Raw genomic sequence first — 13,021 nt, forward strand, 5'->3', positions numbered from 1 at the left:
CCGAAGGCTGCGATCTTTTGAGCCAAGCAAAAATCAGAAGCGGAACGCTTGTCGTCCTACCAGTAGCCATTTGCCTTTCTGTTTCTGCCAGATCTGGAAGTTCTCGATTTCGGTCGGGACGATCTCTTCACCCTTGAGGGCTTGTGCCGAAAAATGATGCCGTACCAAAGCCACATCACCCGACAGCGTAATGGTCTGCCCCTGCATTTCCAGGGTCTTGAAAGCGCTTTTGCCGGTTTCGATGTCGGCGATGAACGCTTTCTTGTCCTGGATTTTCCCGCTGGAATGGCCGTAGGTGAGGTTTTCAGCGGTGAGCGCATTCAGTTGGGGAATGTTCTTGGTCAGCATGGCTTGCGTCAGATGATCTACCGCCACGGCGACATCCTTCTCGCCCGATGAAGGGGCTGCCATCACATAGCCGCTGAAGAGGCACAAGAAGCCGATAAGCAATTTCGTTTTTTTCATGGGTATTTTTCCTTGTTGTTATAGGGATGACAGACGAGATATACGCATCTCGTCTGTCATCGTACAACTTAGCAGGTTTTTGCTGGGCAATGCATCCCAGCGAACGCAATCCTGTGGGAGCGGGCTTGCCCGCGATAGCGATGTGTCAGCCGACATCAATGTTGAATGTGCCGCCATCATCGCGGGCAAGCCCGCTCCCACAGGTTCCGCAGCGTACTTTTCATCACTTCATCATCTGCTTGGAACTCCCCGCCAGACACCCTCGTCATCTGCAATGAAGCACCACCGCGGACACCCCGCGGCCACTTCCTGACGTGTTCATTACGAAGGCGATGGATGACATGACTATTCCAGACAGCAGAACCGGACAACCGGATGCCCCACGGGATTCCGCAGGCTCCGAACAAAACTTTCAGCATTTAAAGGAGGAGGTTACCGAAGCGATAGGCGGTGCGCGGCATCAGGCCGATGAGCAGTTCGGCCAATACCGCGATACCGCAGCGGATCAAATTGAAGCATTGGCCAGAGGCGCCCAGTCAGTCGTTTCCGAGATCAGGACTAACGATACGTTTGGGATGTCCGATTACCTGGCAGACATGGCCGACAGCATGAGCAGCCTGGCGGGAAAACTGCGCAGCAAAAGCGCCGAAGAGCTTTTGCACGATGGCGCTGACCTGGCACGCGACAATCCGGGGCTGTTCATTGTCGGCAGCATCGCGGTGGGGTTTGGTCTGTCGCGGTTCCTGAAAGCGGGCACGGCGACCCTGCCGACAACAACCGACCGTGAGTTTGCTGCCCAGAGCAGCACAGCCACGTTCACTGGCGATGGCTCGCAAGGACTTTATGAAACTTCGATGCCGCCCGGAGGCGAGCTGTCGCCCGGGTTGGCCTCTAGCATCACGCCGTCCTCGCCGAGCGCGCCCGACCATCGTGGCGACAGTTCCTCAATGTCGGGGTCCAGCCCCTTCTCAGGAGAACGGTGATGAACAGAGAAGATCCAGAACTGCAACGCACACCACCCGTCACACCGTCTGTCACGACAGTTGATCATGACGCTTCCGTGGTCGGTTTATTGCGGCAGCTAACTCGGGAAGTACCGGCGTTATTCACCAAGGAGCTGGCGTTGGCCAAAGTGGAATTGCAGGCCAGCCTGACGACATTGAAAGCAGGGATTGCCGGGGTCGCCGGTGGCGCCATTGTGCTGCTCGCCGGGTTCATCATTCTGCTGATGGCTGTGGTCTATGCCTTGAGCCTGGTGATGGCGTCCTGGCTGGCCGCGCTGATTGTCGGCGTCGTGGTGATGGTCATCGGGTTTGTGATGCTGCAGGCAGGCAAAAAACAATTCGAGCCTTCCCACTTCAAGCCTGATCGCACCCTGGACGCCTTGAACAAAGACCAGGAAGCCCTGCGGAGGAAAGTGTCATGAACCGAGAATTTGAAACCGAAGCGGCCAAGAGCCCGGAAACCATCGAACGTGAAATCGATGCGCAACGGGAGAACATCGGGCATATCGTCGACGCGCTGGAAAGCAAGTTTACCCCCGGCCAGATGTTCGATCAGGCACTGCTGCTGATGAAAAGCAACGGCTCGACTTTCCTGACCAATCTGGGCACCAGCGTGCGCAACAACCCCGTGCCCGCGGTGCTGACCTCGGTCGGGCTGATGTGGTTGATGATGAGCCAGAATCGTCCGCCAACGCCCAGGGAATATCGCGTCGAGCCGGAGCCGGATATCGACTGGGCCGATGACTTGGGTGAAGGGCTCTCTGAGGGGCTGGACAGCGCGCGACAGCGTCTTCACACCACCACCGATTCGCTCAAGGACAGCTATCAGGCGGTCAAGGGTAAGGCCGCGCACCTGAGCGACAGCCTGCATGCGAAGACCGATCAGCTCAGTCACACCGTCCATGACACCAGTGATCGCCTGTCGCGCAGGACTCATGAAATGAGCGACCAGTTCAGTCATCTACTCAAGGAGCAACCCCTGCTGATGGCCGCGATGGGTATCGCTGTGGGCGCGTTGCTGGGCGCGGCGTTACCCACCACCGCAACGGAGCGCCGTTATCTGGGCAGGACCAGCGCAAGCCTCACCGGCAAGGTCAAACAGCAAGCACGGGAGGGCTATGAGGCGGTGCGCGAAAAGGTGATGGAAACCACAGAGCCCCGCGATGCAATCGCTGGAGAAACGGGCGAGATGCGCAAGACCGCGGCCGAAACCCCGGCCGATCTGTCGCGTGGGCTGGGAACTTCTTGACAGGTATCAGGGCAAGGCGGGAGGTCTGATGCACAGACGTCCCGTCGAGCCCGCTTTGTCGACGCCTTGAAACAGGTAGGGCGCCAAGTTCAGACACCATGACGAGGTACGCATCATGATTGATGAATCCACAGGAATGACTCCCGGCGTGCGCTACGAAGTCGAGAATCGGGAAAGGGTAGAACCGTTTGCCGGTTTTTTTCTGGACGGCAAGTATTACCTCACCCCGGAACTGCAAACGGCCATCGGCTGGCTCGAGGGCAACCGCTTTATCTACGATGAACTTGATCCCGAGGGCGAACCGGTTTTCAAGGACCGTGTGGCCGGCACTATCAAGGATTTGAAACTCACGCTGAGTGACGGAATGACCCTGGACATTCAGCCCATTGCTGGCACCTGACGCATCGGTAACGAAAAGCTCAGGTCCGTCTCGAACATGCGTCAGCCGCCACTGATTTTCCAGTGTTTGACGTTATCGGCAAACACCATCTGATGCATTTCGTGGGCGATTCCGTACGCCAGGGATTCATGCGCCGCAATCACTTTCTCTTCCGCTGAAAGGCAATGAAAAATATCCAGTTTGGTATCCGCGTTGGCCGTTTCCAGGGCAAAGATTTGCACATAACGCGCGAGGTCGTTATCCAGGCTCAAGAGGTATTCGCGCAGGCGTTGATGGTCGACCGAGCTTTGGGGGAAGTACCAATTCATGGGGTGAATCAGAAACCGCGAATGGGGCGCGGTGATACGTCGGCCGGCGGCCAGGTACATGATGATGCCCATCGACTCGATGTTGCCGGCATTAATCGCGCACAGCGGCACTGGCAGGGATTTGAGGAAGGTGTAGAGGGCGAAGCCAAAATTGGTGCTGCCACCGCTGGTGGAAAGATTCAGCAGTAACGATGAGGCGCCCTGGTCGATGGCGTCGAGGCAGCAGTCCCTGAAGCGTTCCATCGTGCCCTGATCAATCTGGCAATGAAAGTGGACGATGTGCTCTGTCATCGACGTACCTCCATACGGGATAAATTAGAGAGCTGATGATTCAGTGCAACTGCTTTGAATGATGCCAGACCTCACCGCTCTTTTCTTTCATGAATTTGTCTAAGCGGAACCCGTTTTTATACTCGTTTTAATCACACCCATTAGTCGCCGTAGCAGGAGTTTTCTGGAACTAATCATTCCAATCCGCTTGTCGCAAGAATCACGCATCAGTTCAAACTTTCAATCACAGAAACCCTCGGAATTAGACGGGCCGACAAAGGTTCGCGCGAAACAATGAGGAGAACGAAAATGGCTAACACCGGTGACAAAAAACCTGGCAATTTTGCCAACGACCCTGATAAAGCCTCCGAAGCTGGCAAAAAAGGCGGGCAGTCGGGCGGCGGGATGATGAACGATCCGCAACGCACTTCCGACGCCGGCAAAAAAGGTGGGCAGGCCTCAGGGGGACGTCAATCCCGCGATACCAATCGCTCCGGCAGCGAACAGGGAGGAGGGCGCGCCGGCAACCTTGTCGAAGACAGAGAGAAAGCATCTGACATAGGCAAAAAAGGAGGAGGACAAAATCCCGGCAGCGGGCGTAAACCCTGATGCCGTGTGAAATACATCAAGCCCCGCTTATGGCGGGGCTTGGTTTTATCCAGGTCAGATTCCCGACGCCTCACGAATCATGATCGGCGCATGCTGTGCCATCAGCTCAGCGACCCAATCGATGAATACGCGCAACTTGAAGCTGATATGCCGGTTCGGCGGAAAGGCCACGTAGATCGGCATCGGATCAAGGCGCCAATCTTCGAACAAACGGACCAACTCACCGCGCGCTTCGTAGGTTTTGGACATGTAGTCTGGCAGCCAAAGAACGCCGAGGCCGGCCAGACCGGCCGCGATGTAGGCGTTGCCATCGTCGACCGCCAACACATAGCGACCCTTGATATGGACACTCTCACTATTGCTGCGCATGGCATAAGGCACAGCTTTGCCTGTGCGTGCCCACAGGAAACCGACGACACGATGATGCGAATCTTCCAGCTCTTGCGGATGCGACGGCTTACCGACGCGCTCCAGGTAGCTCGGCGCCGCATAAACGCCCAACTGGAGTTCGCCTACCCGCCGGGCCATCAGAGACTGATCGGTTAGTTCGCCGCCGCGTACGACGCAATCTACATTCTCACCGATCATGTCCACGATGCGATCGCTGACCCCCATGTCGATCTGGATGTCAGGGTATCGAGCATGAAACGCAGGCAACGCCGGTACCAGAATCATGCTGGCCAACGGGCTGGGCACATCCACTCGCAGCCGGCCCCTGGGCAGGGCCGAGGCGCTGGACAGGCTGGTCTCGGCATCGTCCATGTCGGCTAGCAGCCTTACCACACGCTCGTAATAGACGGCGCCATCGGCGGTTACGTTGCACTTGCGCGTCGTGCGGTTGAGTAATTTGACGCGTAACCGGGCCTCCAACTGCTGCACCAGTTGCGTCACGCTCGTCTTGCTCATATGCAGGGTTTCGGCTGCCTTGGTGAAGCTGCCCGTTTCCACCACCCGAGCAAATGCCAGCATCGCATCGAAACGGTCCATTTCTGCCCCGGATATCTATTGGATTGTTTGGGTTTTACAAACAGTGATGGCTACAGTTGCTCGTTTATCGTGCAGGCACAAGTCCTTAAAGTCTCTTCATCATTAATGCGGGTCGGCTTTGACCCGTTGTTGGAGGCACTTTATGAGCAAGCGTGATGTTGTTTTTCCGCCCGGACGCCAAGCGCTTTATGAGCGCAATCGCTATTCGCCGGCAATTCGGTCCAATGGCTTTTTATTCGTATCGGGGCAAGTCGGTAGTACCGAAGACGGCTCACCCGAGCCCGACCTGGAGACTCAGGTTCGGCTCGCGTTCAACAACCTGAACGCGATCCTGGGATCTGCCGGTTGCACCTTCGACGACGTGATTGACGTAACGGTCTTCATCGTCGATCCGCAAGAGAAGTTCGAAACGATCTGGAAGGTAGTGCCGGAGTTCTGGGGTAACGCACCGCACCCGACGTTAACCGCCGTCGGGGTAACGTGGCTGTATGGATTTGAGTTCGAGATCAAAGCGATCGCCAAGCTTCCTGAAACCACCAGCAGCTGATCTGACCAGCGATAGCGCGGCGCAACTATCGGTTCAAGTAATAGTGACAATCAAGAAACGCAAGTTCTGCTTTGTCGGGCAAAGTCGGAAAATCGCCTCCATCGAGACGCTCAACGACCCCGACTTTTTATTTTCAGGACTTCACCAATGCGCCCTTTATTTGTTCCTGTCATGGCTTTCGCCTCCTTGCTGCTGGCCGGTTGCGCCTCCGCGCCGAACGACCCGACGCTGACTTTTCAGACGAAAAAAACGCCTGCCGAGTACGCCGACTGCGTGGTGCCGAAGTTGCAGGGCAGCGCACTGAACCCGACGGTCTCGCAAACCCAGCGCAGCTACCGGATCGTGGTGCCGAGCAAAGTCGCGGCAGACAACGTTCTCGAAGCCTACAAAGCCCCGAATGGCGGCAAGGTGTTTTTGTATGAGCGCCACTTGCTGGCGTCGAACTTCATGCCTTCGAGTTTCGAACGTGCCGCGCAGGAATGCCTGTAACCGCTTTTAAAAATGCTCCTTTGGTTGGCCGCAACCAACCCATTTTTTGTCCCGCGACTCATTCGGTCGCGGGATTTTTTTTGCGTGAAGATTTTGGTGGGCAATGGATCATTCTTTGAGAAGTACAAGGCTAATGAACGACCGTTTCTTGCCGATACAGGCCCGTCACCCAGCGATGCGATCGACCCAAACCAGGCATTGCAGACGCTGTGAAGCAAATGTTAAGCAAACACAGGATGCATGCGGTTGACTTGGGGCAGATCCTTTAAGTCACGCAACATCCACGTATTCAATTTTCAGGGAAGAGCCCATGATCGCTTCATTGCAGAGTGCCGCCGCGCAAATCCGTCAGGCCGTTCGTGTCGCCACCGAGGGCCTGGTGGGGCGCGAGCAGTTGGCCGAGCTGATTGTTCTGGCTGCCGTCGCGCAGGAGCACATCCTGGTAATAGGCCCGCCAGGTACCGCCAAAAGTGCGGTGGTGCGGCGGGTGGCGCAATCCATGGGCGGACGCTATTTCGAGTACTTGCTGGGCCGCTTTACCGAGCCGTCGGAGCTGTTCGGCGCGGTCGACCTGAAAAAACTACGCGAAGGGACGGTGGAAACCGATGTCAGCGGCATGTTGCCGGAAGCCGATATCGTGTTTCTCGACGAGGTCTTCCTGGGATCGACGGCCATCCTCAACACTCTGTTGGGCGTGCTGAACGAACGTCGTTTCCGGCGCGGCCACACGCAAATCCAGTGCCCGCTACGTGTATGCGTCGGGGCGGCCAACGGCCTGCCGGACGACGAAGCCCTGGGGGCATTCGGTGACCGCTTCCTGCTGCACTTGTTTGTCGAATCGGTGCCGGACAATCAGCTCGAAGCAATGCTGGCCGGTGGTTGGCAGTCCGAACAGCGGCCGATCCAGAGGTTGCTGGGCTTGAGTCAGTTGGACGCCCTCGGTCAGGCACTTAAGGATGTCGACCTCACTCTGGTTCGCCCGGCATTGGCCCAGGCCATCCGCCGCCTGCGTGAGGCCGGGATACCGTTGTCGGACCGACGCATCGTCAAATCCCAGCGGTTGATCGCAGCAGCGGCGTTGCTCGGCGGGCGTATAGAGGCCAGTGAAGCCGATCTGTGGCCGCTGTTGTATGTGTTGCCGACCAAAGAAGCCCAGCAGCATGGCCGCGAGGTACTGCGAGATCTCTTTGCGCAGTCCTGCAACAGCCATTTGTTCAGTGCCGTGGAGGAGGCGACCTTGCAGCCGATGTCGCGGCTCAATCGTCTGCTGGAAACGGCCGAAGAATACCTGGCCCGTAGCGAACCGCCGGCAACGCCCTTGCTGGAGGGTTTGCTTCGCGAGATCGATGCCAACTTCAACAGCCAGACGATACCGGCGCGGTTGCAAGAAGTGCGAGGGCAAATGACCCGTCTGTTGACGCCCGCTGTATGAGTACCCAGGCGATGGGCTGGAGGTGGCAGCCACGACGCGTGCCTGCCGAACCGCAGGCCGCCGTGGCTTGGGGGGAAGCCGCACGGCGCCTGCATGCGCGGCTCTTGCTGATCCCCGAGGAACAGGCCGCACGCCTGCAAGTCACGGCCAATCGCGACGTATTGGTCGTGTCGGGTGTCGCCGACGATCTGCCATGGGTCGACGGTGTTGAATACGCCGTGGCGGATGAGCGCGCGCCCGGGCTGTGGCTGTCCACGAGTTGGGAACCCGACGTGCCGACCGATCTGCTGGGGCAGGCGTTGTCGACGACGTTTTCTCGATCACCGCTGTTGTTGTGGCGCGATCCACCGGCGGTGATTCCCCTTGATCGACAACTGCCGGTGACCCCACAACATCTGCAGCGTATCGACGCCTATTGGGCGGAACGCTGATGCAATTACCGGTTTCCCTGCAACCCTGGCGCCAATGGCTGGAATGGTTTGCCCCTGAGCAATTGCCGCTGTTCGCCGATCTGCTGGGCCGGCTCAACCCGATGTTGGGCCCGTTGCGCGGTCAGCAACAGGGTGGCATCCCCGAGCCCGATGGCCTGGGTGACCTGCAGCGTCGTGGCCCTTATGAACGGCTGTTGTCCAGCGAATGGCTACTGGCGGACGAGGTACCCGACGAGTTCATGCGCCGGGCAGCGGTGGGCGAGCATATGTTCCTTGCGCCGCAGTATCGCACACATCAGGCGAACCGCTTGATCGTCGTCTTGCTGGATGCCGGCCCTTTGCAACTCGGCGCCGCGCGGCTGGTTCACCTCGCGCTGTTGATGTTGCTCGCACGACGCGCACGGGAGACCGGTGCCGAGTTGCGCTGGGGCATTTTGCAGAACACGCCTGGACTGCACGAATTCGACACCCCGGCACAACTCAAGCGTCTGCTCAATGAACGCACTTGGCAGCCGGTGGACGATGAACACTGGCAAGCCTGGCGCAACTGGCTGGCGCAACAGCAACCGAAGGCTGGGGAATGCTGGTTGGTCGGTCAACGCTTGCCCGTCACTGACCGTCAGTCCTGCACCCACCGGGTTCAGGTGCACCGCAGCCTTGATGGGCAGAGCTTGTCCTTTGAATTGCAGGCAGCGACTACCCGGCGTGTGTCGCTGCCGATGCCCGACGAGCGTTTGGCCTTGCAGTTGCTCAAAGGTCAATTCGACGGCGAGATGGTGGTTGCTCCACCGCTTAAAGGCAGTGTCCCGCGCGTCTCCCTGACTTTGCTGCCAGTCATTGCCAGCGCGGGAACCCATGTTGCGATGAAAATGCTCGACGAACCCGGCATGGTGGTGATCAAGCTGCCGGCGGCCCATCAGAAAAAGCCTCTGGAGATTCGCCGCCACCTCTGGAGTGCGGGACGGATTCCACTGACCGTCACCTTCATGAACAACACCCTTGGCGCGGTCTTGAGCGACCAGTGGCTGTTGTCATTCTGGAACATGGCCGGGCTGAAGTCCGTCGATAAGCCAGGCCCCGAAGTGTTGAAGCTCCCGCCCGGCACGGCCACGTTCCTGCCCGTGGCCTGGTTGCGCAACAGCGTGACAGGTCGTCTGTTTCTGCTGGATACCCAAGGGCACCTGGCTTTCTGGGTGGTGGAAACCGGTAAGTCTCCCGCGCAACCGAAGACCGGGCGAACCCACAGCTTGGCGCAGGGGGTGCTGAGCCTGGCCAAGGTCGACAGGGAGGTGGTGGTCTATGTGCGCAAGGAGGGAAACCGGTTGCATACCCACTCCGTCAGAGCCGACGGAACCGTATCGCCTGCTCATGTGATTGGCATCGCCGACGGCGTGAGTCAGGTGCTGTTTGCCGCCAGTCCCCTGTGGCGCGGGTCTTTCGGCGGTTGTGCAATGCTGACTGTCGATAATGGCAGTGAGCGCTGGTGCGTGATTTCGGCCAAGGGGTCCCCGTATGAGATGGAGCGCATTGATCTGACACCTGGCTGGAAGGGTCTGGGTCTGCTGCAAGAGGGCAACGAGCGCTATTCCCTGGTTTTGCTCAGCCCCAATCAGCAATCCATCGCCCTGTATTGCGACGGGGAACAGGATGTCTTGTTTACGACGTCCCATGCCATAACCAAGGTCAGCTTCTGCCCCCTGAGCGGTCTGGTCGCTGCCTTGACCAGCGCCCGAGAGTTGCTCGTGTACTCGGTTTCCCTGCGCACTCTGCGCCTGCAAGTGTTCTGTAACCAGATCCCGGATAAACACAAGGAAGGCGCCGATGCTTGAGCACGACGCAGCATTGATTCGCCGTCCGGTGCTGACCGGTCATCAACAGATTGAAGGGTTGTGGTTTTCGTGCGAGCGCTTTGACGAGCGCGAGCGCGCGCGCTTGATCCTCGGTCAATGGCAAACCGGCGCGAGCGCCTACCGTTTCGCCGACGGCGACTTGCTGCGTTTTCGCCAACCGGTACCGGTTCAATGCGAAGCGCTGGTCGGCTGGCCGCTAATCCGCCTGGGCACTGCCTTGAGCTCCGCGCGACTGACTCCGCAGGAGATCCGCAACTTGCCCGCCGCCGATGTCTGGCTGGTGCGTGGCAGCCACGTCAGCGCCTTGCAATTGCGCGATGCCGAGCCACTTGCACCGGGCCGGTGGATAGACATTAAAGGTTATACGCTGCTGGACTCCTATGACTGTCGCAGCACACTGCCGGAACCGGTGCTGGAGCCTTTGGCGGTGGCAACCGATGTTCGGGAGATCCTCGGCGGTGCGTTACGGCCGGTCAGCCCAGAGCGGGAAGGGGTGATGCAGGCGCTGCTGGAACGCCAGCGCAATGCGCCAAAAAACATACCTCGTCAAACCAGCACACCAGGAAACAGTGGCTGGAACAACACCGAAGGGCCATCAATGCCCTGGCTGAAAATCGGCGTCAGCGTTGTATTGTTGGCGGCCGTGGCCTGGATGGGTTCCCACGACAAAAAACAAGGCGTGCACACGCTGCCGTCGAGGCCGGAAGCGTCCGTGTCGTTTGATGTCAGCACTGTGCTCCTGGGGACGTTGATCGGCACGGTGCTGCTGACGATGTTGTTGATGGGCGTGCGCAGCCTCTTGCCTGGTACAACATCTGGGCAACGTGCGGCACCACGATCTCCAGCCCAACCGCCGCTCGCACCGCGTGCCAAACCGGTCAAACAAAAGCCTGCCGCCTGGCGTCGCTGGCTGACGCGACTGACCCTCCATTCACGCCTGTCCGCGCTGTATGGCAAACATCAGGCCGCGTACATGCAGCGCATGTTGGAGATGTTCGAGAACGGCGACCTGGAAGAAGCCCTGCGCCATGCCATTCCGCTGGGCAGTGAGCAGAGCAGCGGTGAACAGGCGTTCGGTACGCCACAACGGCGTCAGGACCTGACGATCAATCATCACCTGGGACCTAGTCGCTCGATAATGTTCGAGGAAGGTCTGGAAGCCCGGCTCAAGCAGATCTACCGACAGACGTTTGAAGCGCTGGATCGCGAGGGGCGTGTCGAAGAGGCCGTGTTTGTCCTCGCCGAACTGCTCAAGGTGCGCCAGGAATCCCTTGATTACCTGGAAAAGCACGGGCGCTACGGGCAGGCGGCCGAACTTGCTCTGGCATGGGATATGCCGCCTGCGGTCATCGTGCGTTTGTTGTGCCTGGCCGACAACTGGCAGCGTGCCCTGTTGGTGGCTCGTCGTGACGATGCTTTTGCCGACGCGGTAGTGATGCTTCAAGAAAAATGGCCCGAGAGTGCCGATCGACTGCGCCTGGAATGGGCAGAAACCTTGACCCGCAAAGGTCTCTGGTTGCAAGCCGTGGACGCAATCTGGAGCCTGCCTGCCGAGCGCGAACGGGCCGCACAATGGTTGCTCAATGCCGAAGCCGCCGGTGGACGATTGGCCATCGGAGCGCTGGTCAAACGGGCCATTTTACTGCCCGATACCTTGCTGGCTTATGGACCTTGGATCGAACAGCTGCGCGATGATCCCCAGCGTTTCGTCGAGCGCGCCGCTCTGGCCGACGCGTTATTGCAGCACAAGGCCCAGGCGAGCGCTTTGGCTTGGTTGGCCGGTGCCACGGTACACGCCATCCTCGCCGATCAGGTCAGCGGACATGGTCGGTTGGGTCCCAATCCGCTGCAAGCACTCGTGAAAATGAGCAAGGACAAACTGCTACTGGCCGACCTGCCGGGCCAGGCGCTGCGGCGATCCGCTGCCTTGTCGCTAGACAACGTCGGTTCAACCCTGGAGTGGTCGGCACCGGCGATGGGCAGTCGGGCCATTTTCGATGCGGTACCGCTGGACGACTCCCGTTATTTGTTGGCCTTGGGGGAGGCCGGGGCGGTGGTGATCGACGCCGCCGGCAAGACGCTCTTCCACTTTGCGGTGCCGGCGCAGGCAATCGTCCTGGCCCATAGCCGGCAGATGGCGATGGTTCTGGCTCGGCGCAACGACGTGTGGCGAATCAGCAAACTGGATCTGGTCAACCGTACCGCAACGGATTTGGGCGTGCTGATGCTGGACGTGTTCGCCAAATCGTTCGACGGTACGGCCTGGAGCATCGGTCGCGGGCAGCAGTTGCGGGTGGTGGACGTTGATCGCGGGTTTGAAACCCTGTGGCACGTCAGTGATTTGCCAGGACGAATTTTCAATTTCAAGGACGATCCGCAGAACGAATACCTGTGGTTATCCGATCCTCAAAAGGGCAACCAGGTCTGGCATTACCGCTTGCCTGAGCGTCGGCTGGTCAGCCGTGAGCCGACGCCCGGCAGAATTCACGAGGACGGCTCCCAACTGTTCAGTGCATCCAGCGAAGTCACTGAATTTCGACTCAAGTCCGAGAGAGAGGACGACCCAATTCTTGTGCTGGAGCAGCGCGGCAGTCGCAAGGGCTACCGTTTGCTCGGCTGCGCTGAAGATGAGGAGGATCCGGTACGCCTGTATCTGTTCGAACACTGGCTGGTGATCGGCTACGTCGTCTCCCACCAGGACACCCGCTGGCAATTCATTCACCGCAGCAGTGATCGCCTCTGTGCCGCATTGCAATGGCCACATCAGGATGTGCAAGTGCGTTGCCTGGGCGCCGACTGGGTGTTGTTCGACCATCAGGGACGCCTGAGCCACATCAACGTCGAGGATGCCAGCCAGTGCAACCTGTCCATTAACTGAGCCGGCCCCGACTGGTGAGAAGGACACCCAGTACGGAGTCGGTTTCGACTATTTGATCGCTGATGCAGATCACATTTTCGTCGTTTGAGTTATGGCCAATCC

General features: G+C 58.9%; 13 protein-coding genes and 1 pseudogene. 11 read left to right on the top strand and 3 right to left on the bottom strand.

Going from position 1 to position 13,021, the window contains the following annotated elements; genetic code table 11:
* Window positions 1–33: 33 nt before the first annotated feature.
* A complete protein-coding gene (locus JFU11_RS09115) occupies window positions 34–465 on the bottom strand; it encodes a nuclear transport factor 2 family protein (RefSeq protein ID WP_123722779.1) in 432 nt (143 codons plus the stop codon).
* Window positions 466–806: 341 nt separating this feature from the next.
* On the opposite strand from JFU11_RS09115, the gene JFU11_RS09120 reads away from it, so the two are divergent.
* From JFU11_RS09120 to JFU11_RS09135, 4 genes are all read left to right on the top strand, one after another.
* Window positions 807–1,448 (top strand): hypothetical protein, encoded by a 642-nt coding sequence (locus tag JFU11_RS09120; RefSeq protein ID WP_123722778.1) that lies wholly within the window; start codon window positions 807–809, stop codon window positions 1,446–1,448.
* Window positions 1,448–1,891: a phage holin family protein gene (locus tag JFU11_RS09125; RefSeq protein ID WP_201060434.1), complete on the top strand. Its 444-nt coding sequence runs from the start codon at window positions 1,448–1,450 to the stop codon at window positions 1,889–1,891. The genes JFU11_RS09120 and JFU11_RS09125 overlap by 1 nt, the downstream gene beginning before the upstream one ends.
* Window positions 1,888–2,718 (top strand): DUF3618 domain-containing protein, encoded by an 831-nt coding sequence (locus tag JFU11_RS09130; protein ID WP_123722777.1) that lies wholly within the window; start codon window positions 1,888–1,890, stop codon window positions 2,716–2,718. The genes JFU11_RS09125 and JFU11_RS09130 overlap by 4 nt, the downstream gene beginning before the upstream one ends.
* Window positions 2,719–2,833: 115 nt before the next feature.
* Window positions 2,834–3,118, top strand: coding sequence for a hypothetical protein (locus JFU11_RS09135; protein WP_123722776.1), 285 nt, complete (start codon window positions 2,834–2,836; stop codon window positions 3,116–3,118).
* A 41-nt stretch (window positions 3,119–3,159) separates the two neighbouring features.
* On the opposite strand, the gene JFU11_RS09140 is transcribed toward JFU11_RS09135, so the two are convergent.
* Complete coding sequence (locus JFU11_RS09140; protein WP_123494699.1) at window positions 3,160–3,717, bottom strand: ATP-dependent Clp protease proteolytic subunit; 558 nt, start codon at window positions 3,715–3,717, stop codon at window positions 3,160–3,162.
* A 288-nt stretch (window positions 3,718–4,005) separates the two neighbouring features.
* Here JFU11_RS09140 and JFU11_RS28055 point away from each other — a divergent pair.
* Window positions 4,006–4,164, top strand: a pseudogene (locus tag JFU11_RS28055) (KGG domain-containing protein); the annotation flags it as partial.
* A gap of 195 nt (window positions 4,165–4,359) precedes the next feature.
* Here the strand turns inward: JFU11_RS28055 and JFU11_RS09150 are convergent.
* On the bottom strand, window positions 4,360–5,292 hold the full coding sequence (locus JFU11_RS09150; protein WP_201060436.1) for a LysR family transcriptional regulator: 933 nt from the start codon (window positions 5,290–5,292) through the stop codon (window positions 4,360–4,362).
* A 142-nt stretch (window positions 5,293–5,434) separates the two neighbouring features.
* Here JFU11_RS09150 and JFU11_RS09155 point away from each other — a divergent pair, with 142 nt between their 5' ends.
* From JFU11_RS09155 to JFU11_RS09180, 6 genes are all read left to right on the top strand, one after another.
* The gene (locus JFU11_RS09155) at window positions 5,435–5,839 is read left to right on the top strand and encodes a RidA family protein (protein WP_123722773.1); all 405 of its coding nucleotides are present in this window, start codon (window positions 5,435–5,437) and stop codon (window positions 5,837–5,839) included.
* A gap of 147 nt (window positions 5,840–5,986) precedes the next feature.
* Window positions 5,987–6,328, top strand: a complete 342-nt coding sequence (locus tag JFU11_RS09160) for a hypothetical protein (RefSeq protein WP_123722772.1) — start codon at window positions 5,987–5,989, stop codon at window positions 6,326–6,328.
* 310 nt (window positions 6,329–6,638) lie between these two features.
* A complete protein-coding gene (locus tag JFU11_RS09165; protein ID WP_201060437.1) occupies window positions 6,639–7,760 on the top strand; it encodes an AAA family ATPase in 1,122 nt (373 codons plus the stop codon).
* The gene (locus JFU11_RS09170) at window positions 7,757–8,191 is read left to right on the top strand and encodes a hypothetical protein (RefSeq protein ID WP_201060438.1); all 435 of its coding nucleotides are present in this window, start codon (window positions 7,757–7,759) and stop codon (window positions 8,189–8,191) included. Before JFU11_RS09165 ends, JFU11_RS09170 begins: the two co-directional genes overlap by 4 nt.
* Window positions 8,191–10,020, top strand: a complete 1,830-nt coding sequence (locus JFU11_RS09175; RefSeq protein ID WP_201060439.1) for a hypothetical protein — start codon at window positions 8,191–8,193, stop codon at window positions 10,018–10,020. Before JFU11_RS09170 ends, JFU11_RS09175 begins: the two co-directional genes overlap by 1 nt.
* Window positions 10,013–12,919 (top strand): bpX6 domain-containing protein, encoded by a 2,907-nt coding sequence (locus JFU11_RS09180; protein ID WP_201060440.1) that lies wholly within the window; start codon window positions 10,013–10,015, stop codon window positions 12,917–12,919. Before JFU11_RS09175 ends, JFU11_RS09180 begins: the two co-directional genes overlap by 8 nt.
* Window positions 12,920–13,021: the final 102 nt, after the last annotated feature.

Origin of the sequence: Pseudomonas sp. TH37 (assembly GCF_016650735.1) — a bacterium.
In the GTDB taxonomy this organism is placed as follows: domain Bacteria; phylum Pseudomonadota; class Gammaproteobacteria; order Pseudomonadales; family Pseudomonadaceae; genus Aquipseudomonas; species Aquipseudomonas farris.

What these genes read in the sequence shown, in the direction of transcription:
- JFU11_RS09140 (WP_123494699.1), bottom strand. Translation starts at nt 3,717, where the DNA reads ATGACAGAGCACATCGTCCACTTTCATTGCCAGATTGATCAGGGCACG.
- JFU11_RS09165 (WP_201060437.1), top strand. Translation starts at nt 6,639, where the DNA reads ATGATCGCTTCATTGCAGAGTGCCGCCGCGCAAATCCGTCAGGCCGTT.
- JFU11_RS09115 (WP_123722779.1), bottom strand. Translation starts at nt 465, where the DNA reads ATGAAAAAAACGAAATTGCTTATCGGCTTCTTGTGCCTCTTCAGCGGC.
- JFU11_RS09180 (WP_201060440.1), top strand. Translation starts at nt 10,013, where the DNA reads ATGCTTGAGCACGACGCAGCATTGATTCGCCGTCCGGTGCTGACCGGT.
- JFU11_RS09130 (WP_123722777.1), top strand. Translation starts at nt 1,888, where the DNA reads ATGAACCGAGAATTTGAAACCGAAGCGGCCAAGAGCCCGGAAACCATC.
- JFU11_RS09160 (WP_123722772.1), top strand. Translation starts at nt 5,987, where the DNA reads ATGCGCCCTTTATTTGTTCCTGTCATGGCTTTCGCCTCCTTGCTGCTG.
- JFU11_RS09175 (WP_201060439.1), top strand. Translation starts at nt 8,191, where the DNA reads ATGCAATTACCGGTTTCCCTGCAACCCTGGCGCCAATGGCTGGAATGG.
- JFU11_RS09125 (WP_201060434.1), top strand. Translation starts at nt 1,448, where the DNA reads ATGAACAGAGAAGATCCAGAACTGCAACGCACACCACCCGTCACACCG.
- JFU11_RS09155 (WP_123722773.1), top strand. Translation starts at nt 5,435, where the DNA reads ATGAGCAAGCGTGATGTTGTTTTTCCGCCCGGACGCCAAGCGCTTTAT.
- JFU11_RS09170 (WP_201060438.1), top strand. Translation starts at nt 7,757, where the DNA reads ATGAGTACCCAGGCGATGGGCTGGAGGTGGCAGCCACGACGCGTGCCT.
- JFU11_RS09135 (WP_123722776.1), top strand. Translation starts at nt 2,834, where the DNA reads ATGATTGATGAATCCACAGGAATGACTCCCGGCGTGCGCTACGAAGTC.
- JFU11_RS09120 (WP_123722778.1), top strand. Translation starts at nt 807, where the DNA reads ATGACTATTCCAGACAGCAGAACCGGACAACCGGATGCCCCACGGGAT.
- JFU11_RS09150 (WP_201060436.1), bottom strand. Translation starts at nt 5,292, where the DNA reads ATGGACCGTTTCGATGCGATGCTGGCATTTGCTCGGGTGGTGGAAACG.